This window comes from Pseudomonas sp. SMSB3 (genome assembly GCF_052041965.1).
Taxonomy (GTDB): Bacteria; Pseudomonadota; Gammaproteobacteria; order Pseudomonadales; family Pseudomonadaceae; genus Aquipseudomonas.
The window spans coordinates 141,416-164,147 of record NZ_JBKGGV010000008.1 but is presented as its reverse complement, the minus strand read 5'-3'; the positions used below and the strand labels follow the sequence as shown (position 1 = coordinate 164,147).

Annotated in this window: 19 protein-coding genes and 4 tRNA genes; 19 read left to right on the top strand and 4 right to left on the bottom strand. The window is 64.1% G+C overall.

Annotation, left to right across the window (positions count from 1 at the left end; translation table 11 throughout):
* Nucleotides 1-6 precede the first annotated feature (6 nt).
* The 7 genes from ACLEJW_RS14990 to ACLEJW_RS14960 all read left to right on the top strand — a co-directional run bounded on the left by ACLEJW_RS14990 (nucleotide 7) and on the right by ACLEJW_RS14960 (nucleotide 3,850).
* Nucleotides 7-1,218 (top strand): O-succinylhomoserine sulfhydrylase, encoded by a 1,212-nt coding sequence (locus ACLEJW_RS14990; RefSeq protein WP_145193200.1) that lies wholly within the window; start codon nucleotides 7-9, stop codon nucleotides 1,216-1,218.
* Complete coding sequence (locus ACLEJW_RS14985) at nucleotides 1,218-1,988, top strand: SDR family oxidoreductase (RefSeq protein ID WP_178108388.1); 771 nt, start codon at nucleotides 1,218-1,220, stop codon at nucleotides 1,986-1,988. Before ACLEJW_RS14990 ends, ACLEJW_RS14985 begins: the two co-directional genes overlap by 1 nt.
* A 200-nt stretch (nucleotides 1,989-2,188) precedes the next feature.
* Nucleotides 2,189-2,264, top strand: a tRNA-Val gene (locus tag ACLEJW_RS14980).
* Between the two features lie 67 nt (nucleotides 2,265-2,331).
* Nucleotides 2,332-2,408 (top strand) — tRNA-Asp (locus ACLEJW_RS14975).
* 99 nt (nucleotides 2,409-2,507) lie between these two features.
* Nucleotides 2,508-2,584 (top strand) — tRNA-Asp (locus ACLEJW_RS14970).
* A 137-nt stretch (nucleotides 2,585-2,721) separates the two neighbouring features.
* A tRNA-Asp gene (locus ACLEJW_RS14965) sits at nucleotides 2,722-2,798 on the top strand.
* A 191-nt stretch (nucleotides 2,799-2,989) separates the two neighbouring features.
* A complete protein-coding gene (locus tag ACLEJW_RS14960; RefSeq protein ID WP_313300921.1) occupies nucleotides 2,990-3,850 on the top strand; it encodes a DUF2242 domain-containing protein in 861 nt (286 codons plus the stop codon).
* Nucleotides 3,851-4,085: 235 nt separating this feature from the next.
* Here ACLEJW_RS14960 and ACLEJW_RS14955 read toward each other — a convergent pair whose 3' ends face one another.
* Both ACLEJW_RS14955 and ACLEJW_RS14950 read right to left on the bottom strand, forming a co-directional pair.
* Nucleotides 4,086-5,171 carry an AraC family transcriptional regulator gene (locus ACLEJW_RS14955; RefSeq protein WP_313300918.1) on the bottom strand — a complete coding sequence of 362 codons (1,086 nt, stop codon included), beginning with the start codon at nucleotides 5,169-5,171 and terminating at the stop codon, nucleotides 4,086-4,088.
* A 2-nt stretch (nucleotides 5,172-5,173) separates the two neighbouring features.
* A complete protein-coding gene (locus tag ACLEJW_RS14950; protein ID WP_440777824.1) occupies nucleotides 5,174-6,292 on the bottom strand; it encodes a nitrilase-related carbon-nitrogen hydrolase in 1,119 nt (372 codons plus the stop codon).
* A 184-nt stretch (nucleotides 6,293-6,476) separates the two neighbouring features.
* On the opposite strand from ACLEJW_RS14950, the gene ACLEJW_RS14945 reads away from it, so the two are divergent.
* Complete coding sequence (locus ACLEJW_RS14945) at nucleotides 6,477-8,513, top strand: oxidoreductase (RefSeq protein ID WP_440777850.1); 2,037 nt, start codon at nucleotides 6,477-6,479, stop codon at nucleotides 8,511-8,513.
* A gap of 46 nt (nucleotides 8,514-8,559) precedes the next feature.
* The gene (locus tag ACLEJW_RS14940) at nucleotides 8,560-9,459 is read left to right on the top strand and encodes a 1-aminocyclopropane-1-carboxylate deaminase/D-cysteine desulfhydrase (RefSeq protein WP_440777823.1); all 900 of its coding nucleotides are present in this window, start codon (nucleotides 8,560-8,562) and stop codon (nucleotides 9,457-9,459) included.
* On the opposite strand, the gene ACLEJW_RS14935 is transcribed toward ACLEJW_RS14940, so the two are convergent.
* Entirely contained in the window at nucleotides 9,450-9,995 is a 546-nt protein-coding gene (locus ACLEJW_RS14935; protein ID WP_313646665.1) for a cytochrome b, read from the bottom strand. The genes ACLEJW_RS14940 and ACLEJW_RS14935 overlap by 10 nt on opposite strands.
* A gap of 123 nt (nucleotides 9,996-10,118) precedes the next feature.
* The gene (locus tag ACLEJW_RS14930) at nucleotides 10,119-11,054 is read right to left on the bottom strand and encodes a DUF1853 family protein (RefSeq protein ID WP_440777822.1); all 936 of its coding nucleotides are present in this window, start codon (nucleotides 11,052-11,054) and stop codon (nucleotides 10,119-10,121) included.
* 86 nt (nucleotides 11,055-11,140) lie between these two features.
* Between ACLEJW_RS14930 and ACLEJW_RS14925 the strand changes: the two genes are divergently transcribed.
* From ACLEJW_RS14925 to ACLEJW_RS14880, 10 genes are all read left to right on the top strand, one after another.
* Nucleotides 11,141-12,031, top strand: a complete 891-nt coding sequence (locus ACLEJW_RS14925; RefSeq protein WP_145181530.1) for an NAD(+) kinase — start codon at nucleotides 11,141-11,143, stop codon at nucleotides 12,029-12,031.
* A complete protein-coding gene (locus tag ACLEJW_RS14920; protein WP_145181532.1) occupies nucleotides 12,031-13,002 on the top strand; it encodes a metallophosphoesterase in 972 nt (323 codons plus the stop codon). The genes ACLEJW_RS14925 and ACLEJW_RS14920 overlap by 1 nt, the downstream gene beginning before the upstream one ends.
* Nucleotides 12,999-13,865: a rhomboid family intramembrane serine protease gene (locus tag ACLEJW_RS14915; protein ID WP_145181534.1), complete on the top strand. Its 867-nt coding sequence runs from the start codon at nucleotides 12,999-13,001 to the stop codon at nucleotides 13,863-13,865. The genes ACLEJW_RS14920 and ACLEJW_RS14915 overlap by 4 nt, the downstream gene beginning before the upstream one ends.
* Before the next feature lie 13 nt (nucleotides 13,866-13,878).
* A complete protein-coding gene (locus tag ACLEJW_RS14910; RefSeq protein ID WP_313459411.1) occupies nucleotides 13,879-14,139 on the top strand; it encodes a YeaC family protein in 261 nt (86 codons plus the stop codon).
* Nucleotides 14,136-14,966: a DUF2797 domain-containing protein gene (locus ACLEJW_RS14905; RefSeq protein ID WP_440777821.1), complete on the top strand. Its 831-nt coding sequence runs from the start codon at nucleotides 14,136-14,138 to the stop codon at nucleotides 14,964-14,966. The genes ACLEJW_RS14910 and ACLEJW_RS14905 overlap by 4 nt, the downstream gene beginning before the upstream one ends.
* Before the next feature lie 12 nt (nucleotides 14,967-14,978).
* Nucleotides 14,979-17,636 (top strand): aminopeptidase N, encoded by a 2,658-nt coding sequence (gene pepN / locus ACLEJW_RS14900; RefSeq protein WP_440777820.1) that lies wholly within the window; start codon nucleotides 14,979-14,981, stop codon nucleotides 17,634-17,636.
* 226 nt (nucleotides 17,637-17,862) lie between these two features.
* Nucleotides 17,863-18,885 (top strand): WD40/YVTN/BNR-like repeat-containing protein, encoded by a 1,023-nt coding sequence (locus ACLEJW_RS14895; RefSeq protein WP_409520681.1) that lies wholly within the window; start codon nucleotides 17,863-17,865, stop codon nucleotides 18,883-18,885.
* The gene (locus tag ACLEJW_RS14890; RefSeq protein ID WP_313300886.1) at nucleotides 18,882-21,278 is read left to right on the top strand and encodes an efflux RND transporter permease subunit; all 2,397 of its coding nucleotides are present in this window, start codon (nucleotides 18,882-18,884) and stop codon (nucleotides 21,276-21,278) included. The genes ACLEJW_RS14895 and ACLEJW_RS14890 overlap by 4 nt, the downstream gene beginning before the upstream one ends.
* Before the next feature lie 60 nt (nucleotides 21,279-21,338).
* Nucleotides 21,339-21,629 carry a DUF5629 family protein gene (locus ACLEJW_RS14885; RefSeq protein ID WP_145181546.1) on the top strand — a complete coding sequence of 97 codons (291 nt, stop codon included), beginning with the start codon at nucleotides 21,339-21,341 and terminating at the stop codon, nucleotides 21,627-21,629.
* Nucleotides 21,583-22,725 carry a lactonase family protein gene (locus tag ACLEJW_RS14880; RefSeq protein ID WP_440777819.1) on the top strand — a complete coding sequence of 381 codons (1,143 nt, stop codon included), beginning with the start codon at nucleotides 21,583-21,585 and terminating at the stop codon, nucleotides 22,723-22,725. The genes ACLEJW_RS14885 and ACLEJW_RS14880 overlap by 47 nt, the downstream gene beginning before the upstream one ends.
* Nucleotides 22,726-22,732 lie beyond the last annotated feature (7 nt).

Here is a 22,732-nt window from a genome sequence, read left to right as displayed (position 1 = left end):
GACGGCATGACGGACCAATGGGATGCCGGTCGACTGGACAGCGACCTCGAGGGTGTCGGCTTCGACACCCTGGCGGTGCGCGCCGGTCAAAACCGTACACCGGAAGCAGAGCATAGCGAAGCGCTGTTTCTGACCTCCAGCTATGTATTCCGCACGGCAGCCGACGCTGCAGCGCGGTTCGCCGGTGATACGCCGGGCAATGTCTACTCGCGCTACACCAACCCCACGGTGCGCGCCTTCGAGGAGCGTCTGGCAGCGATGGAGGGCGCCGAGCAGGCCGTGGCAACCTCCACCGGCATGTCGGCATTGCTCGCCGTGGTGATGTCGCTGTGCAGTGCCGGCGATCATGTGCTGGTCTCGCAAAGCGTGTTCGGCTCGACCATCAGTCTGTTCGAGAAATACCTCAAACGCTTCGGTTTGCAAGTGGACTACGTGCCGCTGGTCGAGCTTGGCGGTTGGGAAAAAGCGATCAAGGCCAACACCAAGCTGCTGGTCGTCGAATCGCCGTCCAACCCGTTGGCAGAATTGGTCGATATCGCCGGGCTCGCCGAAGTCGCTCACGCCCGCGGTGCCATGCTGGTGGTGGACAACTGCTTCAGCACTCCGGCGCTGCAACAGCCGCTCAAGCTGGGCGCCGACATCGTGTTCCACTCAGCCACCAAGTTCATCGACGGCCAAGGTCGTTGCATGGGCGGGGCGGTGGCGGGCCGCGCCGAGCAGATGAAAGAAGTGGTTGGTTTTCTGCGTACTGCGGGGCCGACCCTCAGCCCGTTCAATGCCTGGATCTTCACCAAGGGTCTGGAAACCCTCAAGCTGCGCATGCGCGCGCATTGCGAGAGCGCCCAGCGCCTGGCCGAATGGCTGGAGCAGCAACCGGGCGTCGAGAAAGTGCACTACGCCGGCCTGCCGAGCCACCCGCAACACGAGCTGGCCAAGCGCCAGATGAGTGGTTTCGGTGCGGTGGTGAGCTTCGAGGTCAAAGGTGGCAAGGAAGGCGCCTGGCGCGTCATCGACGCCACCCGTGTGGTGTCGATCACGACCAACCTGGGCGACAGCAAGACCACCATTGCCCACCCGGCAACCACCTCCCACGGCCGCCTGTCGGCGCAGGAGCGTGACGCCGCAGGCATTCGCGACAGCCTCATCCGCGTTGCCGTAGGCCTGGAAGACGTTGCCGACCTGCAGGCGGACCTCGCCCGTGGACTGGCCGCGCTGTGATGGAAATCAGGGGCGGGGCGCCAGGCCATAACGGACGGGTCGCCCTGGTCACCGGCGCCGCTCGCGGTATCGGCCTGGGGATCGCCGCCTGGTTGATCTGCGAGGGCTGGCAAGTGGTGCTCAGCGACCTTGATCGCCAACGCGGTGCCAAGGTAGCCAAGGCGCTGGGTGACAATGCCTGGTTCATCAGCATGGACGTTGCCGAAGAGGCCCAGGTCAGTGCCGGGGTGTCGGAGGTGCTGGGCCAGTTCGGTCGCCTGGATGCGCTGGTGTGCAATGCGGCCATCGCCAACCCGCATAACCAGACGCTGGAGAGCCTGAGCCTGGCACAGTGGAATCGGGTGCTGGCAGTCAATCTAAGTGGCCCGATGTTGCTGGCCAAGCATTGCGCGCCGTACCTGCGTGCGCACAATGGGGCCATCGTCAACCTGACCTCGACCCGAGCGCGGCAGTCGGAGCCGGACACCGAGGCCTACGCAGCCAGCAAGGGCGGCCTGGTGGCATTGACCCATGCCCTGGCCATGAGCCTGGGCCCGGAAATCCGAGTCAATGCGGTGAGCCCCGGCTGGATCGATGCTCGTGACCCTGCGCAACGCCGTGCCGAGCCCTTGAGCGAAGCCGACCACGCCCAGCACCCGACGGGCAGGGTAGGGACGGTAGAAGATGTCGCTGCCATGGTCGCTTGGCTGCTGTCGCGCCAGGCGGCGTTCGTCACCGGCCAGGAATTCGTGGTCGACGGCGGCATGACGCGCAAGATGATCTACATGTAAGCCACAAGCTGCAAGTTGCAAGAGGGGACCGCAGGGTCCCTTCGTTATTTTCAGGCTTTCACGACCGCGCAAGCCCTGCGCGCTTTTTTCTGGCAGCTTGCAGCTCCTAGAAAAAAATCCAATGGGGCTATTGACTTAGCGCTGACACCTGCGTAAATTTCGCGGCCTCAGGGAAGCAAACGCAACAAGCAACATCGCGAGGGTGATTAGCTCAGCCGGGAGAGCATCTGCCTTACAAGCAGAGGGTCGGCGGTTCGATCCCGTCATCACCCACCACTTCCTGAGACTGTTTCTAGTGTCGCGGTCTTTTGATGAAGACTACGGCCGGAGAGAAACGCACTGCGCAGCGGTAGTTCAGTCGGTTAGAATACCGGCCTGTCACGCCGGGGGTCGCGGGTTCGAGTCCCGTCCGCTGCGCCATTTTTCAGTACCAGATGGGTGCCTGGCACCGGTCTGTAGCCAAGGGCGAAATGCCCGAGGCTGATCCCAGTTTCAATCAGGCGCAAGCCTGAACGATACGCAGCGGTAGTTCAGTCGGTTAGAATACCGGCCTGTCACGCCGGGGGTCGCGGGTTCGAGTCCCGTCCGCTGCGCCATCTTCGTTTCAAGGTCCCAAGAACACTTTGAAGCACACACAAATGACGCGATCTATGTCGTTTCTTTTGTGCCTGCCCTGGGCTTGTTTGCCACAGGGGAGACCCAAGTTTCAATTGGGCGTAAGCCCGAATGATACGCAGCGGTAGTTCAGTCGGTTAGAATACCGGCCTGTCACGCCGGGGGTCGCGGGTTCGAGTCCCGTCCGCTGCGCCATCTTCGCCTCGAGGTACCTGAACGCCTCGGAGCTACAAAAAAGCGACCTTTGGGTCGCTTTTTTCGTTTCAGCGGTTTGCTTGTTTACCGTTTTACTCGAACCTAACAGCCTCTTCACCGATCTACGGTTCCTGTGACCGGCTGCTGTGTTGCACAATAGGCGCCCTCTCTTGACTCAACCGGAATTCGCAATGGCCAGATCATCCGTCTTCGCTGCGCTCGGGGTAGCCCTGATGCTGGCAGGCATGACCGGCTGCTCTTCGAAAAAAGCCGCCATCTACGAGCACGAGAACTTCGACGACTCGGGCACCTACTCGCGCAGCTTCCCGGTGAACGACGCCGGTTCCTGTGAGGCTGCCCGACGCGCCTTGCTCAGCCAAGGCTACATCATCACCAGCAGCGGTCCCAACCAGGTGATGGGTAACAAGAGCTTTCAGCAGAACAGCGACAATCACCTGCAGATCAGCTTCAACGTGACATGTGCGCCTGACGTGAACGATGACCAGCGTTCGACCATGTTCGCCAACGCCCTGCAGGACCGCTATGGCCTGAAGAAATCCAATAGCTCGGCGAGTCTGGGGGTTGGCGTGCTCGGCTCGGTCTCGATGCCGATCGGCTCGAGCGACGATTCGATGGTCAAGGTCGCCAGCGAGACCGTGACAGCGGCGCAGTTCTACGACCGCTACTTCGCCTTGGTGGAAAGCTACCTGCCTAAAGCCCGCAAGGCTGCCAAGGCCAAGGTGGAACAGCCAGCCGCCAAGCCTGAGCAAACCGCGCCCGCGTTGGGCTTGCCTGAGCAGGCGTTGGTCGCCCCTGCCGCTGCGGCGCCAGCGCTGCAAGCGCCTGCGTCGGCTGAGGCCGCAATGCCAGAGTCAACGTCGGCCACGCCTGGCGCAATGACACCCGCAGCGTCTGCACCCGCCAGCGAGGCAGGTGCACCGGTGCTCGATGACAGCCAAGGCTCGCAGCCAATCGCCCCGCCAGCGGAAGCGGCGCCAATCGAGGTGCAGCAGCAAGCCCAGCCATTGGAAACTCCACCTCCAACGCCGTAAGCAGCTTGCAGCGTTTCCTGGCGCTGAATTGCGCACCTCACCCAAGGTGCGCACACGCTCTGTTACAGACGCACCCGCATAACTTCCTGAACGCCTGCTACGTTTACCACTCATAAGCTTGTCATCATCGCTTCACACGCCACCCCTAGGCTCAAGCGATGACGATTGAAGATCAATGAGAAACAGGACGCAGGGCTATGGACGACTATCAGGAAGAGCTGCTCGAATTTCAGGCTTACGAGCTGGATCCACCGGAGCCGGCTGAAGACGCCACCGAGCTTTGACCCTCTCGCCGCTGGCTGCGGCGAAACTCCCCCGGTGTGAGGCTGGTCCAGCGCTTGAATGCGCGCTGGAAGGCCTCGGCCGATGCAAATCCTAACAAATAGGCGATCTCGCCGAACGTCAGCTCCGTATCGCGGATGTAGGTCTCGGCGAGATCGCGTCGCGTGTCGTTGAGCAGGTCGCGAAAACGCGTGCCTTCTTCGGCCAGTTTGCGCCGCAAGGTCCAGGGCGGCAGTTGCAGGCGCAGAGCGACTTCTTCGAGGTCCGGCTCGCGCCCACCGCTGAGCAGCGGGCCGAGCAGGTGAGTGATGCGCTCGCCCACGCTGCGCACGCGGGTGCGTTGCGACAGCTCGCTTTCGCAGAGCTGCAGCAAATGCTGGTAGGTGCTCGGGCAATGTTGCGGGTTGTTCAGTGACAGGGTGGCGCGGCTCAAGCGCAAGCGGTTGGCCTCGGCGCCGAACTGTACGGGGGAGGTACACAGCGGCTGGTAATCGTCGGCGTAGGCGGGGGCGGTGAATTCCACCTCGAGCCGTTCGGCGAGCACCGGGCGATCGACCATCGCCGTGAGTTGCGCCAACCAACCTGACAGCAGCGAATCGACCACGAAGCGGTTGTAGGCGTTGTAAGGGCTGATCGAATAGAACGCCAGCCAGGCGCCGTGAGCGTCTTCCTGGTAGCGAGAATGGCCCCGGTAGTTGGCGGCATACAGCGCCTCGAAGCGCAATAGCGTGCGCGCTGCCTCGCCCAGGGTTGGCGCCTGGGCAGCGGCGACGCCGGCAAGGCCTGCCTGCGACAGCAGGCTCCAGCGCCCCATGCGCAGCCCTAGCGCAGGCTCTGCGCAGAGCTCGATGGCCGCGTGGCCCAGATGCATGTAGCGTGGAATCGACAAGCGCGCACCCGCTTCGGCCAAGCGCGCCTCATTCAGGCCATAGCGCGTAAGCAGCGGCGCTGGATCGTGGCCCAGTTCGCGCAAAGCCTGGGCCAGCGGTTGGACAAAGCCTACCGACAGCTCGCCGAGGCGCACGCGCGGGCGGGTCATGCCTACAGCCACACATTCAATAGACGGGCGCCGGGGCTAGGCGGCCCAGCCAGCAGTTCACCGCCCTGGTGAGCGAAACCCTGTCCGTCGCCGGCCTGTTCCCAAAATTGTCCGCGCATGAACACGCTCAAGCTGCTGACACCAGCAGCCACAGGCTGAGTCAGCTGTTGCCAAGCCGTCTGCTCATCGACCTGGCCGCGCGCAAGCGGCAGGAGCTGCGCCGCATCCTGGTGGCGATTGCCTCGCCACGGTGCCGCCCAGCTGTGCTTGCCGCTGAGAAATACGGGATTGACGATCAGTTGCGCCTGCTGCTGCTCAAGCTGACGCTGATTCCGTGGATACCAACTGTCACTGCCGATCAATACACCCAGGCGCCCGGCCGGGGTCTGCAGCACTTGCAATGGGGCCTGGCGGCCGTGATGCACATAGCGGCGCACCTCGCTGTCCGGATACTGCTGGCGCTGCGGCTGGCCCAGCACCGAGCCATCGCCTGCGAACACCAGGCTGCTGTTGAACAGCGGCCCGCGCCCGACGCGCAGCACGCCGTGTTCGACATACGGCGCCGGTAACACGATGGAGCCGGCTACCAGGGTCACGCCGAACTCTTTGGCCAGGCCGCCGAACACCTCCTGGTAGTCGCTGGCCATCTGCTCGGCCTTCATGCGCAGGTGGGCATCGGCGCGGCGGTCATCGCCAGTGGCAGCGAGCATCGCCAGGCCATAGCGCAGCGGGTTGCTCAGTTCCAGCCACTGTTCGGCCTCGCGGCTACGGGTGACCTGGTACAGGGCGTTCTTCTCACCACGCGCCCACAGCCAGGTGCCGATGTGCTCCGGGAGCACCACGACCGTTCGTGGCCCCACCAGGCCCTGCTCGCGAGCCTGTTGCAGGTAGGCGGACAACTTGCGGTGCAGGCGCTGCAGGTTTTGGTAATCGCTTGGGAACAACAGCGGCTCCACGCCCAACACGTTGCCATGCTCGCCTGGGGCGCCGTGGTTGAGCGCCAGCTCGATGCGCAAGTCGGAAAGGTAGTGGCCTTCTGGGCGCTGTTGGGTCCAGAAGCCGTAGCCGCAGAGCGCGGCGATCATCACCAGCGCCAGCGCGCTTGCCAGTAGTTTTCGCATGTAGCGGTGCAGCGCCTTGGCAACAAAGATTTTCTAGGGTAGTCCGGCTGTACGCCAGGATCAATAAGTTGTCAGTTTCGATCATTGAGCGCGTTCGAACGGCTGTTTAATGTCGCCTACAGACAAACGACGGGACCCGCCGAGGCGCCCGCATTCCGTGATCACGCTACCTGAGAACCGTACCATGGCTGCCGACCGTTACCCGCATTTGCTGGCCCCGTTGGATCTGGGCTTCACCACCTTGCGCAACCGCACCCTGATGGGTTCGATGCACACGGGGCTGGAGGAGCGTCCCGGCGGTTTCGAGCGCATGGCGGCGTACTTCGCCGAGCGCGCCCGGGGCGGTGTCGGTCTGATGGTGACCGGCGGCATCGCGCCGAACGATGAAGGCGGCGTCTATTCCGGCGCCGCCAAGCTCAGCACCGCCGAGGAAGCCGAGCAGCACCGTATCGTCACCCAGGCCGTGCACCAGGCTGGTGGCAAGATCTGCCTGCAGATCCTGCATGCCGGGCGCTATGCCTACAGCCCCCGGCAGGTCGCACCCAGCGCGATTCAGGCACCGATCAACCCGTTCACGCCCAAGGCGCTGGACGAGGCGGGCATCGAGAAGCAGATCGCCGACTTCGTCAACTGCGCCGTGCTGGCGCAGCAGGCGGGTTACGACGGCGTCGAGATCATGGGTTCGGAAGGTTACTTCATCAACCAGTTCCTCGCCGCTCATACCAACCACCGCACCGACCGCTGGGGCGGCAGCTACGAAAACCGCATGCGCCTGGCGGTACAGGTCGTCACCCGCGTGCGCGAGGCGGTGGGGCCGAACTTCATCGTCATCTTCCGGTTGTCCATGCTCGACCTGGTCGAGGGCGGCAGTACCTGGGACGAGATCGAGTTGTTGGCCAAGGCCATCGAGGGCGCCGGCGCGACCCTGATCAACACCGGGATCGGCTGGCATGAAGCGCGGATCCCGACCATCGCCACCAAGGTCCCGCGCGCGGCCTTCAGCAAGGTCACCGCCAAGTTGCGCGGTGCGGTCAGCATCCCGTTGATCACCACCAACCGCATCAACACCCCTGAAGTGGCCGAGGCCGTGCTCGCCGAAGGCGATGCCGACATGGTGTCGATGGCCCGGCCGTTCCTGGCCGATCCAGACTTCGTCAACAAGGCGGCCGCTGGCCAGGCCGAACTGATCAACACCTGCATCGGTTGCAACCAGGCCTGCCTGGACCACACCTTCGGTGGCAAGCTGACCAGTTGCCTGGTCAACCCGCGGGCCTGTCACGAAACCGAACTCAACTACCTGCCCGTGCGCGCGGTCAAGCGCATTGCCGTGGTCGGTGCCGGCCCCGCAGGGCTGGCTGCGGCCACGGTTGCGGCCGAACGTGGGCATACGGTGACGCTGTTCGACGCCGCGAGTGAGCTTGGCGGGCAGTTCAACGTCGCCAAGCGCGTCCCGGGCAAGGAAGAGTTCTACGAGACCCTGCGCTATTTCCGCCACAAGGTCGAAAACACCGGCGTGCAGCTGCGCTTGAATACCCGGGTGGGCGTTGCCGACCTGCTCGAAGGTGGCTTCGACGAGGTTATCCTGGCCACCGGCATCGCTCCGCGCACGCCGGCCATTGCCGGCATCGAGCACGCCAAGGTGTTGAGCTACCTGGATGTGTTGCTCGAACGCAAGCCGGTGGGTAGCGCGGTTGCGGTGATCGGGGCTGGCGGCATAGGTTTCGATGTGTCCGAGTACCTGGTGCATCAGGGCACGGCGAGCAGCCAGGACCGTGACACGTTCTGGAAGGAGTGGGGCATCGACACTGACCTGGAGGCGCGCGGCGGCGTTGCCGGGATCCAGCCCCAGCCGCATGCGCCTGCCCGCCAGGTTTACCTGTTGCAGCGCAAGGCCAGCAAGGTCGGCGACGGCCTGGGCAAGACCACCGGCTGGATTCACCGTACCGGGCTCAAGAACAAACGGGTGCAGATGCTCAACGGCGTCGAGTACCTGCGCATCGACGATGCTGGCCTGCACATTCGCGTGGGCGGCGGCGAACCGCAGGTGCTGGCGGTAGACAACGTCGTGATCTGCGCCGGCCAGGAGCCGCTGCGTGAGTTGCACGATGGCCTGCTGGCAGCCGGTCAGTCGGTGCACCTGATCGGCGGTGCCGATGTGGCGGCCGAGCTCGATGCCAAACGCGCAATCAACCAAGGCTCGAGGCTCGCCGCCGAGCTTTGAGCGCGACGCCATAGGGCCTGCAGCGGTTGTCGGGTAAGCTTGGGCGATGCGCACTTCATTCCTGACCCTCCCGCAGGCACCTCTGCAAGCTTTCAGGCTGCCCTGGCTTGCCGCCGCGCAAGTCGAGGCGGCCATCTTGCGCCTGGACCTGATCGATCCGCTGATCAGCGGCAACAAGTGGTTCAAGTTGCGCGGCCACCTGGCGCACGCCCACGCCAACCGGGCGCCGGGCCTGATCAGCCTGGGCGGCAATCACTCCAATCACCTGCACGCCCTGGCCGGTGCCGGCAAGCGCTTCGGTTTCGCGACCGCAGGGCTGCTGCGTGGCGAGCCACAGGACACGCCGACGGTGCGTGATCTGCAGCGTCTGGGCATGACCCTGCACTGGTTGGGTTATGGAGGCTACCGGGCGCGGCACCAGGCGGATTTCTGGGCGCCGTGGCAAGCGCGCTATCCGGGCTGGCAGTGCATTCCCGAAGGCGGTGGCACGGCCGATGGGGTCCAAGGCTGTGCATCGATCGTCGAGCAGGCACAGGCGCAGCTTGCGGCATTGGGCTGGGCGGACTACGACGCCTGGTGGCTGGCAGCCGGCACCGGCACTACCCTGGCCGGGCTGGTAGTGGCCGAGGCCGGGGCGCACGCCGTGCATGGTGCGCTGGCGGTGCCGCGCGGGCACGGGGTAGGGCAGACTGTCGAGCAGCTTGCCGGCTCCGTCGGTTACCAATTGCACGACGCCTGTCGTGGCGGCTTTGGCAGATTCGATGACGAACTACTGGCCTTCGTCGCGCGCAGCGAGCGACACAGCGGCGTGCCGCTGGAGGCGCTGTACACTGGCAAAGCCTTGCTCGCGCTGCACGAACAGGTCGAAGCCGGGGCGTTCGCGCCAGGCACCCGGCTGATCTTTCTGCACACCGGCGGGCTGCAAGGGCGTCGCGGCTACTTGTAGGGCAGCATGCGCAGCAGTGTGTTGTCGCGCCGCACATAGTGGTGGTAAAGCCCGCCGATGGCGTGCAGGCCGATCAACCAGTAGCCCCAGGTGGCGATCCGTTCGTGCCAGCCCTTGATGAACTTGGCCAGGTCCGGGTCGGGCGCGATCAGGTGCGGCAGTTCCAGGCCGTAGAACGGCACTGGCTTGTCGGCGGCGCTTAGAATCGACCAGCCGGCCAGGGGCAAGCCGATCATCAGCAGGTACAAGGCCAGGTGCACAAGATGCGCAAGGCCGGTCTGCCAGGCCGGCGGGCGCGGCACGATCGGTGGTGTCGGGCGGCTCAGGCGCACCGCCAGGCGCAGCCATACCAGGACGAAGACGCTCAGCCCAAGCATGAAGTGCAAGTCTTTCATCAGGTTGCGTTCAGCGCTGTCCTTGGGAAACACGCCGCGAAGTTCGATGCAGGCGTATACGGCGGCGAGCAGCACCAGCATCAGCCAGTGCAAGGCGATCGACAAGCGTGCGTAATGGGGCGTTGAGGTCGACAAGACCATGGCAGTTCCTCGTCATCAGGTCGAAGTGGCGCTCTGGGGGCGCTGTTCCTTAACTGTATGCGCTTTGGCGATGCGCGTTTTGCTCCAGGTCGATGAAAGGGGTTTTGCTGACCCAGGGCCACCTCAACGCTCGGGCAGATGCGGCCACCGATCGGCGACCAGGAACACCCGCTCGACTTCCTGCCAGGCACCGCTGCCGTCCGGCTCGAGCCTGGCCAGCAACTGCGCCGGCGCCTGCGCATCGAGCGCTGCCAGCCAGGCCTGGAACTGCCCCGCGCTCCAGGATTGGCCTGCCTCGACACGCGCCGGTGCCAGCCAGGCGTGACGCGCTAACGGCTGCCATCGCTGCTGCCCGGTCACCGGCCAGTCGCGTCGGCGTATCCAGCGCCCGCGCAGGTGTGCAGGGTTGGCGCCTGTCGGGCTGTCACTGTGGCCTGGCCAGGGGTAGAACAGATAGCCCGCGAGCCACAGGTGCGCCTGCACCGGGCCTACGCCCAAGGCCGCCAGCGCCTGGGCACCGTCGCTGGCGGCCGACATCGGCAGTTGGTGACCGCTCAGGTGCGCAAGCTTGCTGCCCAGGCGGTCCTCGCAGCCTGGCCCCAGCCACTGCGCAGGGTCGCGTGCAGCCTGACTGACCGGGCCCAGGTACAGCTTGATGGCCAATTCCAGATGATGGGTGCCGTGCGCGTCTTGCAGCACGATATCCAACTCGCCCAGGGTGCGCCCGCCTGCCCGGATGGCCAGGTTCGAGGCCAGCAGCTCGACGCCCGGCGCATGCTGCAAGGCAAACTGCCAAAGGCTCTCGTAATACAGCCCCAGACGGCGACTGGTGCGTGTTGCCAGCCATTGCTGCAGTGCCCGGTCGTCGCCGTCGAGCGCTTGCAGCCAGGCCTGCAAGCGCTGCGGGTCGTCGGCCCAGGCGCTGCCTGCCAGGGGGTGACGCTGGGGGCACGGCGGGGCGCTCAGCAGCGGCGGCGACAGCAGCGTCCAGGCCAGGTCACGCACGGCGGGGCTGCTCAGCTGGCGTGGCAGCCTGTGGAGTTCGGCAAAAGGCGTCATGCTGCGAGCATAGCCGGTTTGCCGCTGCCCGGCGGTTTCGCCATAATCGCGCCATAGTCACCGCCGCAACGCTTTGCAGGAGCCCCATGGAGCAATTTCGCAATATCGGTATCATCGGCCGCCTTGGCAGCTCCCAGGTGCTCGACACCATTCGCCGACTGAAAAAATTCCTCCTCGAACGCCACCTGCACGTGATCCTCGAGGACACCATCGCCGAAGTGCTGCCTGGCCACGGCCTGCAGACATCGACGCGCAAGCTGCTGGGCGAAGTCTGTGACCTGGTCATCGTGGTCGGCGGCGACGGCAGCCTGCTCGGTGCCGCTCGCGCCTTGGCCCGGCACAACGTCCCGGTGTTGGGGATCAACCGCGGCAACCTGGGCTTTCTCACCGACATCCGTCCGGATGAGTTGGAACAGAAAGTCGCCGAGGTGCTGGACGGCCACTACCTGGTGGAAAACCGCTTCCTGTTGCAGGCCGAAGTGCGGCGTCATCATGAGGCCATCGGCCAGGGCGATGCGCTCAACGACGTCGTTCTGCACCCCGGCAAATCGACGCGCATGATTGAATTCGAGATCTACATCGACGGCCAGTTCGTCTGCAGTCAGAAGGCCGACGGCCTGATCGTCGCTACCCCGACCGGCTCCACTGCCTACGCCCTGTCGGCTGGCGGCCCGATCATGCATCCCAAGCTCGATGCCATCGTCATCGTGCCGATGTACCCGCACACCCTCTCGGGCCGCCCGATCGTGGTCGATGGCAACAGCGAGCTGAAGATCGTGGTGGCCAAGGACCTGCAGATCTACCCGCAAGTGTCCTGCGATGGCCAGAACCACTTCACCTGTGCGCCTGGCGACACCATCACGGTGAGCAAGAAGCCGCAGAAGCTGCGCTTGATCCACCCGCTGGACCATAACTACTACGAGGTGTGCCGCACCAAGCTCGGCTGGGGCAGCCGCCTGGGCGGCAGGGACGACTGATGCTCGATCCGGCGCGTAGTTTCGACATCATCGGCGACGTGCACGGTTGCGCACAGACCCTCGAACGCCTGCTCGACGCCCTGGGCTACCAACGCATCAAGGGCGTATGGCGTCATCCGCGGCGCCAGGCGCTGTTTCTTGGCGACATCGTCGACCGTGGCCCGCGCATCCGCGAGGCCCTGCACATCGTGCACGACATGGTCGAAGACGGGCAGGCGTTCTGCATCATGGGCAATCATGAATACAACGCCCTGGGTTGGGTCACCCCAGCCTTGCCTGGCAGCGGCAAGTCGTTCGTGCGCGAGCACACGCCACGCCACGCCCGCCTGATCGACGAGACCCTCACGCAGTTCGCCCAGCACCCTGCGGACTGGCATGACTTCGTGCAATGGTTCTTCGAGCTACCCCTGTTCCTTGACGCAGGTCGCTTTCGCCTGGTCCACGCCTGCTGGGACAAGCAACTGATCGAGCCGCTGCGTCAGCAGTATCCAGACGGGCGCATCGACGCGCACTTCCTGCAGGCCTCGGCGGTTTCCGGCAGTTTCGCTGCGAACGTGTGCAACCGCTTGCTGCGCGGCACCGACATGCGCCTGCCCGATGGCCTGACCCTGACCGGGGGCGACGGGCTGACGCGCGCGTTCTTCCGCACCAAGTTCTGGGAAGACGATCCGCAGACTTACGGCGATATCGTCTTCCAGCCCGATGCGTTACCCGACGACGTCGCCCGTACCCCGCTGAGCCATACCGAGAAAAATGCCTTGTTGCGCTACGCCGAGGACGAGCCGCTGCTGTTCGTCGGCCATTATTGGCGCAGCGGGCGTCCGGCGCCGATCCGCGCGAACCTCGCCTGCCTGGACTACAGCGCCGTGCTGTACGGCAAGCTGGCAGCCTATCGGCTGGATCATGAAACCTGCATCGACCCGCGCAAGTTCGTCTGGGTCGATGTCGAACGCCCGCAGGCCAATCCATGACGATCATCGAGGTGATGCGCTTGCCGCTGTCGGTCGACCTCAGCGGCTTCGTCGACCTGTTGCAGCGCCTGCAGGTCCCGCACAGGGTCAGCGAGGAGGGTGACGAGCAGGTGCTCTGGGCGCCCGCTGACCTGGCCGGGGACGTGCGCGAGCTTTACCAGCGGTTCCCCGATGGCAACGCCGAAGTCGCCGCCGAGCAGCCCGCGCCTGCGCCCGCTCAATCATCCCTGGCCGAGCAGGCCAAGGCCTGCAAAGTCACTGCTGGCGTTTTACTGCTCTGTGTGATCGTCGCCGGCCTTACCGGCCTGGGTGACAACCTCAACGCCATCAGCTGGTTCACCTTTCTGGATTTCCGCGTGCAGGGTGAATACCTGCATTTCACCCCGTTGGCCCAGGGCCTGGCCGAAGGCCAGTGGTGGCGCCTGGTGTCGCCCATGCTGCTGCACTTCGGCGTGCTGCACCTGGCCATGAACGGCCTGTGGTATTGGGAACTGGGCAAGCGCATCGAGCTGCGCCAGGGCCCTTGGCAGTTGCTGGGCCTGACCCTGCTGTTCAGCCTGGTGTCCAACCTGGCCCAGCACTACACCAGCGGCCCAAGCCTGTTCGGCGGCCTGTCCGGGGTGCTGTACGGCCTGCTCGGCCACGTCTGGCTGTACCAGTGGCTGGCGCCGAACCGGCATTTCACGCTGCCCAGGGGCGTCCTGGCGATGATGCTGGTCTGGCTGGTGGTGTGCCTGACCGGCGTGGTGGGCCAGCTCGGCCTTGGCCAGATCGCCAACGCCGCCCACGTGGGCGGTCTGCTCATCGGATGCCTGACCGGGCTCTTGGGTGGGGCGCTGGCCCGGCGTAAACTGTCGGCTTGAATCAGGAGACACTATGTCCACTTTCGCGCAAATGATCGAAAACATCACACCCGAGATCTACCAGAGCCTGAAGCTGGCGGTAGAGATCGGCAAATGGTCGGATGGGCGCAAGCTCACCGCCGAGCAGAAGGAGCTGTCCTTGCAGGCGCTGATCGCCTGGGAGATGAAGAACCTGCCCGAAGAGCAGCGCACCGGTTACATGGGCCCGCAGGAATGCGCCTCGAAGTCCGCACCGATCGCCAACATTCTGTTCAAGTCGGACTCGGTACATTGATCGAACTCGCTCGTGGCTCTCTGAGCAAGATGGCCGTCAGCCTGCAGGCGCCGGTGGTCCAGTACAGTTTTCGCCTGGGTGAAACCCAGGTTCCGGTGAACCCGCTGATCGGCCAGCGCCTGCGCCTGGAATACCTTGGCGCGATTCATTGCAGCCATTGCGGCAAGCGCACCAAGACCAGCTTCAGCCAGGGTTATTGCTACCCTTGCATGACCAAGCTGGCACAGTGCGACATGTGCATCATGGCCCCGGAACGCTGCCATTACGATGCAGGCACCTGCCGCGACCCGGCCTGGGGCGAGCAGTTCTGCATGACCGACCATATCGTCTACCTGGCCAACTCGTCCGGGATCAAGGTCGGCATCACCCGCGCCACCCAGCTGCCCACGCGCTGGCTGGACCAGGGCGCCAGCCAGGCGCTGCCGATTCTGCGCGTGTCCACTCGCCAGCAATCGGGCCTGGTCGAAGACCTGCTGCGCAGCCAGGTGCCAGACCGCACCAACTGGCGCGCCTTGCTCAAGGGCGATGCGCAAGCGCTCGACCTTGCCGCCGTGCGCGATCAGATCTTCGATGCCTGCGCCGAAGGCCTGCGTTTGCTGCAAGGCCGCTTCGGCCTGCAGGCGGTCCAGCCGCTGCCAGATGCCGAGGTGGTGCAGATGCGCTATCCAGTCCAGGCCTACCCGACCAAGATCGTCAGCTTCAACCTCGACAAGAATCCCGTCGTCGAAGGCACGTTGCTGGGTATCAAGGGCCAGTACCTGATCTTCGATACCGGCGTGATCAATATTCGCAAGTACACCGCCTATCAATTGGCCGTGCTCCAGTAAAAGGATCTGCACATGCGTACCGAACAACCGCAAGTGATCTACCTCAAGGATTACCAGGCGCCCGAGTACCTGATCGACGAGACGCACCTGACCTTCGAGCTGTTCGAGGACCACACGCTGGTCCACGCGCAACTGGTGATGCACCGCAATCCGGCGCGCGGCGCCGGCCTGCCACCCTTGGAACTCGACGGTCAGCACCTTGAGCTGCTGCGCGCCGCCCTGGACGATCAGCAACTGCAAGCGGGCGACTACCAGCTCGATGCCGACCGCCTGATCGTGCAGCCCAAGGCCGAGCGTTTCACCCTCGATACCAGCGTGAAGATCCACCCCGAGCGCAACACCGCGCTCGAGGGCCTGTACAAGTCGGGCAAGATGTTCTGCACCCAGTGCGAGGCCGAGGGCTTTCGCAAGATCACGTATTACCTCGACCGTCCCGATGTGATGAGCACCTTCACCACCACGGTGATCGCCGAACAACATCGCTACCCGGTGCTGCTGTCCAACGGCAACCCGATCGGCAGCGGCCCGGCCGAAGACGGCCGGCACTGGGCGACCTGGGAGGACCCGTTCAAGAAGCCGGCCTACCTGTTCGCCCTGGTCGCCGGCGACCTGTGGTGCGTGGAAGACCGCTTCACCCGCCAGTCCGGACGCGACGTGACCCTGCGCATCTACGTCGAGCCGGAGAACATCGACAAGTGCGACCACGCCATGGTCAGCCTGAAGAAGTCCATGCGCTGGGACGAAGAAGTCTATGGCCGCGAGTACGACCTCGACATCTTCATGATCGTCGCGGTCAATGATTTCAACATGGGCGCCATGGAAAACAAGGGCCTGAACATCTTCAACTCGAGCTGCGTGCTGGCCCGCGCCGAGACCGCCACCGATGCCGCCCACCAGCGCGTCGAGGCGGTGGTAGCCCATGAGTATTTCCACAACTGGTCGGGCAACCGGGTCACCTGCCGCGATTGGTTCCAGTTGTCGCTCAAGGAAGGCTTCACGGTGTTCCGCGACGCTGAATTCAGTGCCGACATGAACTCGCGCACGGTCAAGCGCATCGAGGACGTCGCCTACCTGCGCACGCATCAATTCGCTGAAGACGCAGGGCCGATGGCGCACCCGGTACGCCCGGACAGCTTCATCGAGATTTCCAACTTCTACACCCTGACGGTGTACGAGAAGGGTAGCGAAGTGGTGCGCATGGTGCGCACGCTGCTGGGCGCCGAAGGGTTCCGCAAGGGTAGCGACCTGTACTTCGAGCGCCACGATGGCCAGGCGGTGACCACTGACGACTTCATCAAGGCCATGGAAGACGCCAACGGTGTCGACCTGACGCAGTTCAAGCGCTGGTACAGCCAAGCCGGTACGCCGCGCCTGGAGGTCAGCGAAGCCTACGACGCGGCCGCGCAGACCTACAGCCTGACCTTGCGCCAGAGCTGCCCGCAGACCCCTGACAAAGCCGAAAAATTGCCATTCGTGATCCCGGTGGAGCTGGGCCTGCTGGATGCCGCCGGGAACGACCTGCCGCTGCAACTGGCTGGCGAGAGCTCGGCTGGCGGCACCAACCGCGTGCTGTCGGTGACCGAAACCGAGCAGACCTTCACCTTCCAGGGCATCGCCGCCAAGCCGCTGCCGTCGTTGCTGCGCGGTTTCAGTGCGCCGGTCAAGCTCAGCTTCCCCTACGACCGCGACCAGTTGATGTTCCTCATGCAGCACGACAGCGACGGTTTCAACCGCTGGGAAGCGGGCCAGCAGCTGTCGGTCCAGGTGCTGCAGGAACTGATCGGCCAGCACCAGCGCGGCGAGGCGCTGAAGCTCGACCAGCGCCTGATCACCGCGCTTGGCACCGTGCTGGGCAACCAGTCGCTGGACCCGGCCATGGTCGCCGAAATGCTCTCGCTGCCAGGTGAGGCCTACCTCACCGAGATCAGCCAGGTGGCCGACGTGGATGCGATCCACGCTGCCCGCGAGTTCGCTCGCCAGCAGATCGCCGAACAGCTGTTCGACGCCCTGTGGGCGCGTTACCAGGCCCACCGTGAGGTGTCGCGCACCACCGCCTACGTGGCCGCCGCCGAACACTTCGCTCGCCGCAGCCTGCAGAACATCGCCCTGTCGTACCTGATGCTGAGCGGCAAGCCGCAGGTGCTGGAAGCGACCCTGGAGCAGTTCGAGCACTGCGACAACATGACCGAGCGCCTGACTGCGCTGGCGGTGCTGGTCAATTCGCCGTTCGAGGCCGAACGTGCCAAGGCGCTGGAAATCTTCGCCGAGCACTTCAAGGATAACCCGCTGGTCATGGACCAGTGGTTCAGCGTGCAAGCCGCCAGCCCGCTGCCGGGCGGGCTGGCGCGGGTCAAGGCGTTGATGCAGCACCCGGCCTTCACCCTGAAGAACCCGAACAAGGTTCGAGCACTGGTGGGTGCATTCGCCGGGCAGAACCTGGTCAACTTCCACGCCGCCGATGGTTCAGGCTATCGCTTCCTGGCCGACCTGGTCATTGAGCTGAATGGGTTGAATCCGCAGATCGCCTCGCGTCAACTGGCACCCCTGACCCGCTGGCGCAAATATGACGCGGCGCGCCAGGCGTTGATGAAGGCCGAGCTGGAGCGGATTCGCGCGTCCGGCGAGCTGTCCAGCGACGTCTACGAAGTGGTCAGCAAGAGCCTCGCCTGAGCCTCAAGCGGCAAGCTGCAAGCTGAAAGCAAAAGCAGATCTGCTTCTGCTTGCAGCTTGCAGCTTGCAGCTTGCCCCCCAGGGCGGTTAACAAAACATAACGTGCAGCGCGTTGTCATCGCGCAACGTTCCCCGATACGATCCCTCCAGGCCTCTAACGCAGGCTTTTCACAGCACAGACCCACCAACAAGAACACAACAGGGGATGGTCATGATGGAGCGGGTGATGACGCAGGCCAGGCGTGCGGCCTGGCCGTTGGCGGCCGGCGCGATGCTGGCGCTGGCATTGGGGATGGCAAGCGGGGTGCAGGCCGCGCCAGCCGACGAATATTCGACCGAATCGGCCAAGGCCAGTCAGAGCCTGTTGATCGACGCCGTCCACGCCGGTAAACGGCTCGTGGTGGTGGGCGACCGGGGGCATATCCTGTTTTCGGACGACCAGGGCCACACCTGGACCCAGGCACGTGTGCCGACCCGGCAACTGCTCACCGCAGTGTTCTTCCTCGACGACAAACGCGGCTGGGCCGTCGGTCACGATGCGCAGATCCTCGCCAGCACCGATGGCGGTGCCACCTGGACCAAGCAGTTCGAAGACCTCGCCCGCGAAGCGCCGCTGCTCGACATCACCTTCCTCGACGCCCAGCACGGCTTTGCCGTGGGCGCCTATGGCGCACTGCTGGAAACCCGCGACGGCGGCCAGCATTGGCAAGACGTCGCCGAGCGCCTGGACAACCCTGATCAGTTGCACCTCAATGGCATCAACAAAGTCCGTGATGCGGGTTTGTTCATCGTCGGCGAGCAGGGCGGCATGTTCCGCTCCAGCGACGACGGCCAGACCTGGGACAGCGTCCAGGGCCCCTACGAGGGCTCACTGTTCGGTGTGATCGGCACCGCCCAGGCCAATACGCTGCTGGTGTATGGCCTGCGCGGCAACCTGTTCCGTTCCGGCAACTTCGGTGACACTTGGCAGCCCATCGCCCTCACTGCAGCGCGCGGGACGCTCGAATTCGGCCTGGCAGGCGCAACCCTTGCAGACGATGGCAGCCTGATCCTGGTGGGCAACGGTGGCAGCGTGCTGCGCAGCGACGATGATGGTCAGACCTTCAGCATTTACAACCGCAGCGACCGCATCGCCTTGGCCGGTGTCAGTGGCCTGGCCGATGGCGGACTGCTGTTGGTCGGGCAGGGCGGTATTCACCTGGCTGATGCGAAAGGCGCCGATCAGCCTGCCCAGGAGGTGCGTCCATGACCAGCCGGGAGAGCATCGACATGCCCCACAACCAGGACAAGGCGACCCTGCTCGAACGCCTGATCTTCAACAACCGCCCGGTCGTCATCGCCTTGTGCGTGTTGGTCAGCATTTTCCTGTTCTGGCAGGCCACCCAGATACGGCCCTCCACCAGCTTCGAGAAGATGATCCCGCTGGAGCATCCCTTCATCGAGCAGATGATGGAGCACCGCAATGACCTGGCCAACCTGGGCAACACCATCCGCATCTCGGTCGAAGCGGTGGATGGCGACATCTTCGACAAGCACTACATGGAAACCCTGCGCCAGATCCATGACGAGGTGTTCTACATCCCCGGTGTCGACCGCGCCGGCCTCAAGTCGCTGTGGAGTCCCAGCGTGCGCTGGAGCGAGGTGACCGAAGAGGGTTTCTCTGGCGGTGAAGTCATCCCCAATACCTACGACGGCTCCCAGCAAAGCCTCGATACCTTGCGCGACAACGTGCTCAAGTCTGGCCAGGTCGGCCGTCTGGTGGGCAACAACTTCAGGTCCAGCATCGTCGATGTGCCGCTGCTGGAAAGCTTCCCCGACCCGCAGGACCCCGGCAAGCAGGTCAAGCTGGATTACCAGCAGTTTTCCCACCAACTGGAAGAAAAGATCCGCGACAAGTTCCAGGCGCAGAACCCCAACGTGAAAATCCACATCGTCGGCTTCGCCAAGAAGGTCGGCGACCTGATCGACGGCCTGGTGATGGTGGCAATGTTCTTCGGCGTGGCCCTGATCATCACCTGGATCCTGCTGTACTGGTTCACCTGGTGCATCCGCAGCACCATCGCCGTGCTCATCACCACCCTGGTCGCGGTGGTCTGGCAGCTGGGCCTGATGCATGCGGTCGGCTTCGGTCTGGATCCCTACTCGATGCTGGTGCCGTTTCTGATATTCGCCATTGGCATCTCCCACGGTGTACAGAAGATCAACGGCATCGCCTTGCAGTCCAGTGACGCCGACAACGCCCTGACTGCGGCGCGGCGCACCTTCCGCCAGTTGTTCCTGCCGGGCATGATCGCCATTCTGGCCGATGCCGTAGGCTTCATCACCTTGCTGATCATCGACATCGGCGTGATCCGCGAACTGGCCATCGGCGCTTCGATCGGCGTAGCGGTGATCGTCTTCACCAACCTGATCCTGCTGCCGGTGGCGATCTCCTACGTCGGCATCAGCAAGAAAGCCATCGAGCGCAGCAAGAAAGACGCGACCCGCGAGCATCCGTTCTGGCGCCTGCTGTCGAACTTCGCCAGCGCCAAGGTCGCGCCGGTGTCCATTGCCCTGGCCCTGATCGCTTTTGCTGGCGGCCTGTGGTACAGCCAGAACCTCAAGATCGGCGACCTCGACCAGGGCGCTCCGGAGCTGCGTCCGGATTCGCGCTACAACCAGGACAACAACTTCATCATCAGCAATTATTCGACCAGTTCCGATGTGCTGGTGATCATGGTCAAGACGCCTGCCGAGAGCTGCTCGATTCACTCGACCATGGCGCCGATCGACGAGCTGATGTGGACCATGCAGAACACCCCCGGGGTGCAATCGGCGATCTCACTGGTCACGGTGTCCAAGCAAGTGATCAAGGGTATGAACGAGGGCAACCTGAAGTGGGAAACCCTGTCGCGCAACCCGGACATCCTCAACAATTCCATCGCCCGTGCCGACGGCCTGTACAACGGCGACTGTTCACTGGCGCCGGTGCTGGTGTTCCTCAACGACCACAAGGCCGAAACCCTGGAGCGCGTCACGGCAGCAGCCAAGGCGTTCGCCGACAGCCACAACAAGGACGGCTTGCAGTTCCTCCTGGCAGCGGGCAACGCCGGTATCGAGGCGGCCACCAACGAGGTGATCAAGTCGGCAGAGCTGACCATCCTGGTATTGGTGTACATCTGCGTGGCGGTGATGTGCATGATCACCTTCCGCTCATTCGCCGCTACCCTGTGCATCGTCCTGCCATTGGTGCTGACCTCGGTGCTGGGCAACGCGCTGATGGCGTTCATGGGCATTGGCGTCAAGGTCGCTACCTTGCCAGTGGTGGCCTTGGGCGTGGGGATCGGGGTGGACTACGGCATCTACATCTACAGCCGCCTGGAAAGCTTCCTGCGTGCCGGCCTGCCGTTGCAGGAAGCCTATTACCAGACCCTGCGCTCGACCGGCAAGGCGGTGCTGTTCACCGGTCTGTGCCTGGCGATCGGCGTCTGCACCTGGATCTTCTCGGCCATCAAGTTCCAGGCCGACATGGGCTTGATGCTGACCTTCATGCTGCTGTGGAACATGTTCGGTGCGTTGTGGCTGTTGCCGGCCCTGGCGCGGTTCCTGATCAAGCCTGAAAAGATGGCCGGCAAGCAGGGCGGTTCGATCTTCGCCCACTGACTGCACGTGCTTGCCAATGAGCCGGCTATACTGCCGGCTCATTTTTTTCACGGTATCGCCATGTCTCCTCTCGCCACTGCGCTCGCCTCCTGCGACATGCTCCTGATCGATGGCCTGCACGCCTTCGACTTCACCTGCGACGAATCCGGCCTCAGCATCGAGTGCATGGACGGCCGCCAACTGCGGCGCTGGTCGTTTACCCCCGAGCAGATCGCTGCCGCCGTTGGCGAGCACGACCAATGGCAACTCGCCGATGAACAGGGCGAGCATCGGCTAGTCTGTATGAGTGCCTTTCGCGCCCCGGATGAAGATGATGAAGAAGTGGACCCAAACCTGCCTGCTGAGCGTTAGCCTGATGAGTACGATGATCCCCGCGCAGGCTGCAACCTTGCTGGTGGGCAGCTACACCGATGGCCAGAGCCAGGGCATCTACCGCTACCAGTTCGACAGCAAGCGCGGCAAGATCGAGCCGACGCCGCTGCAGGTGGTCAAGAGTGTCAGCCCGTCGTGGCTGGTGCTGTCGGCCGACCAGCGCCAGCTGTTCAGTGTCAATGAAACACCCGACGGCAAGGTGAGCAGTTTCAGCCTCAGCAGCAACGGCGAGATCAAGCCGCTCAACCAGGTCGGCAGCCGCGGCGACGAGCCCACCCACGCCAGCCTCAGCCGCGATCAGCGTTACCTGTTCGTCGCCAACTATGCCGTTGCGCCCGATCCGGGTGGCAGTCTGGTGGTGATTCCGGTGGCCAAGGACGGCACGCTCAAGCCAGCGGTCCAGCAGCTGCGCCATACGCCCAGCGGCGTGAACCCCGAACGCCAGGCCAGCGCCCATGTGCACTCGTTGGTGCTCTCACCCGATGGCCAGCATGTCTATGCCAGCGACCTGGGCGCTGACAAGGTGTTCATCTACCGCTATGACGGAGCCAGTGCCGATCGCCCGTTGAGCCCTGCCATCCCGGCTTCGGTCGACTTGCCGCCAGGCAGCGGGCCGCGCCATCTGTTGTTCGATGCCAAGGGACGCCATGCTTACCTGACCCTCGAGATGAGTGGCGAAGTCGTCATGTTCGAGGTCAAGGACGACGCCCTGCAGCAGCGTCAGCGCCTGGCCTTGACCGACCAGGCGGATGCGGCTGCCAAGGCGTCCGGTGGCCTGCACCTCTCGGCGGATGGGCGGTTCCTGTACGTCAGCAACCGCGGCACGGCCAACGAAATCGTGGTGTTCAGCGTAGGCCAGGACGATGGCCAGCTGACCCTGTTGCAACGGCGCACGGTCGAGGGCGATCATCCCCGCGAGTTCGCCCTGGATCCCACTGATCATTTCGTCCTGGTAGCCAACCAGAAGAGCAACCAGATCGTCGTCATGCGCCGTGATCCGCGCACCGGCAAACTGGGGGAGACGGTACAGACCTTCAATCAGCCAGCACCGTCGGATTTGAAGTTTCTCGACTGAGTCGGCC

Coding starts and splice junctions, on each gene's coding strand:
- ACLEJW_RS14990 (WP_145193200.1), top strand. CDS start 7: ATGACGGACCAATGGGATGCCGGTCGACTGGACAGCGACCTCGAGGGT.
- ACLEJW_RS14985 (WP_178108388.1), top strand. CDS start 1,218: ATGGAAATCAGGGGCGGGGCGCCAGGCCATAACGGACGGGTCGCCCTG.
- ACLEJW_RS14960 (WP_313300921.1), top strand. CDS start 2,990: ATGGCCAGATCATCCGTCTTCGCTGCGCTCGGGGTAGCCCTGATGCTG.
- ACLEJW_RS14955 (WP_313300918.1), bottom strand. CDS start 5,171: ATGACCCGCCCGCGCGTGCGCCTCGGCGAGCTGTCGGTAGGCTTTGTC.
- ACLEJW_RS14950 (WP_440777824.1), bottom strand. CDS start 6,292: ATGCGAAAACTACTGGCAAGCGCGCTGGCGCTGGTGATGATCGCCGCG.
- ACLEJW_RS14945 (WP_440777850.1), top strand. CDS start 6,477: ATGGCTGCCGACCGTTACCCGCATTTGCTGGCCCCGTTGGATCTGGGC.
- ACLEJW_RS14940 (WP_440777823.1), top strand. CDS start 8,560: ATGCGCACTTCATTCCTGACCCTCCCGCAGGCACCTCTGCAAGCTTTC.
- ACLEJW_RS14935 (WP_313646665.1), bottom strand. CDS start 9,995: ATGGTCTTGTCGACCTCAACGCCCCATTACGCACGCTTGTCGATCGCC.
- ACLEJW_RS14930 (WP_440777822.1), bottom strand. CDS start 11,054: ATGACGCCTTTTGCCGAACTCCACAGGCTGCCACGCCAGCTGAGCAGC.
- ACLEJW_RS14925 (WP_145181530.1), top strand. CDS start 11,141: ATGGAGCAATTTCGCAATATCGGTATCATCGGCCGCCTTGGCAGCTCC.
- ACLEJW_RS14920 (WP_145181532.1), top strand. CDS start 12,031: ATGCTCGATCCGGCGCGTAGTTTCGACATCATCGGCGACGTGCACGGT.
- ACLEJW_RS14915 (WP_145181534.1), top strand. CDS start 12,999: ATGACGATCATCGAGGTGATGCGCTTGCCGCTGTCGGTCGACCTCAGC.
- ACLEJW_RS14910 (WP_313459411.1), top strand. CDS start 13,879: ATGTCCACTTTCGCGCAAATGATCGAAAACATCACACCCGAGATCTAC.
- pepN (WP_440777820.1), top strand. CDS start 14,979: ATGCGTACCGAACAACCGCAAGTGATCTACCTCAAGGATTACCAGGCG.
- ACLEJW_RS14895 (WP_409520681.1), top strand. CDS start 17,863: ATGACGCAGGCCAGGCGTGCGGCCTGGCCGTTGGCGGCCGGCGCGATG.
- ACLEJW_RS14890 (WP_313300886.1), top strand. CDS start 18,882: ATGACCAGCCGGGAGAGCATCGACATGCCCCACAACCAGGACAAGGCG.
- ACLEJW_RS14885 (WP_145181546.1), top strand. CDS start 21,339: ATGTCTCCTCTCGCCACTGCGCTCGCCTCCTGCGACATGCTCCTGATC.
- ACLEJW_RS14880 (WP_440777819.1), top strand. CDS start 21,583: ATGAAGATGATGAAGAAGTGGACCCAAACCTGCCTGCTGAGCGTTAGC.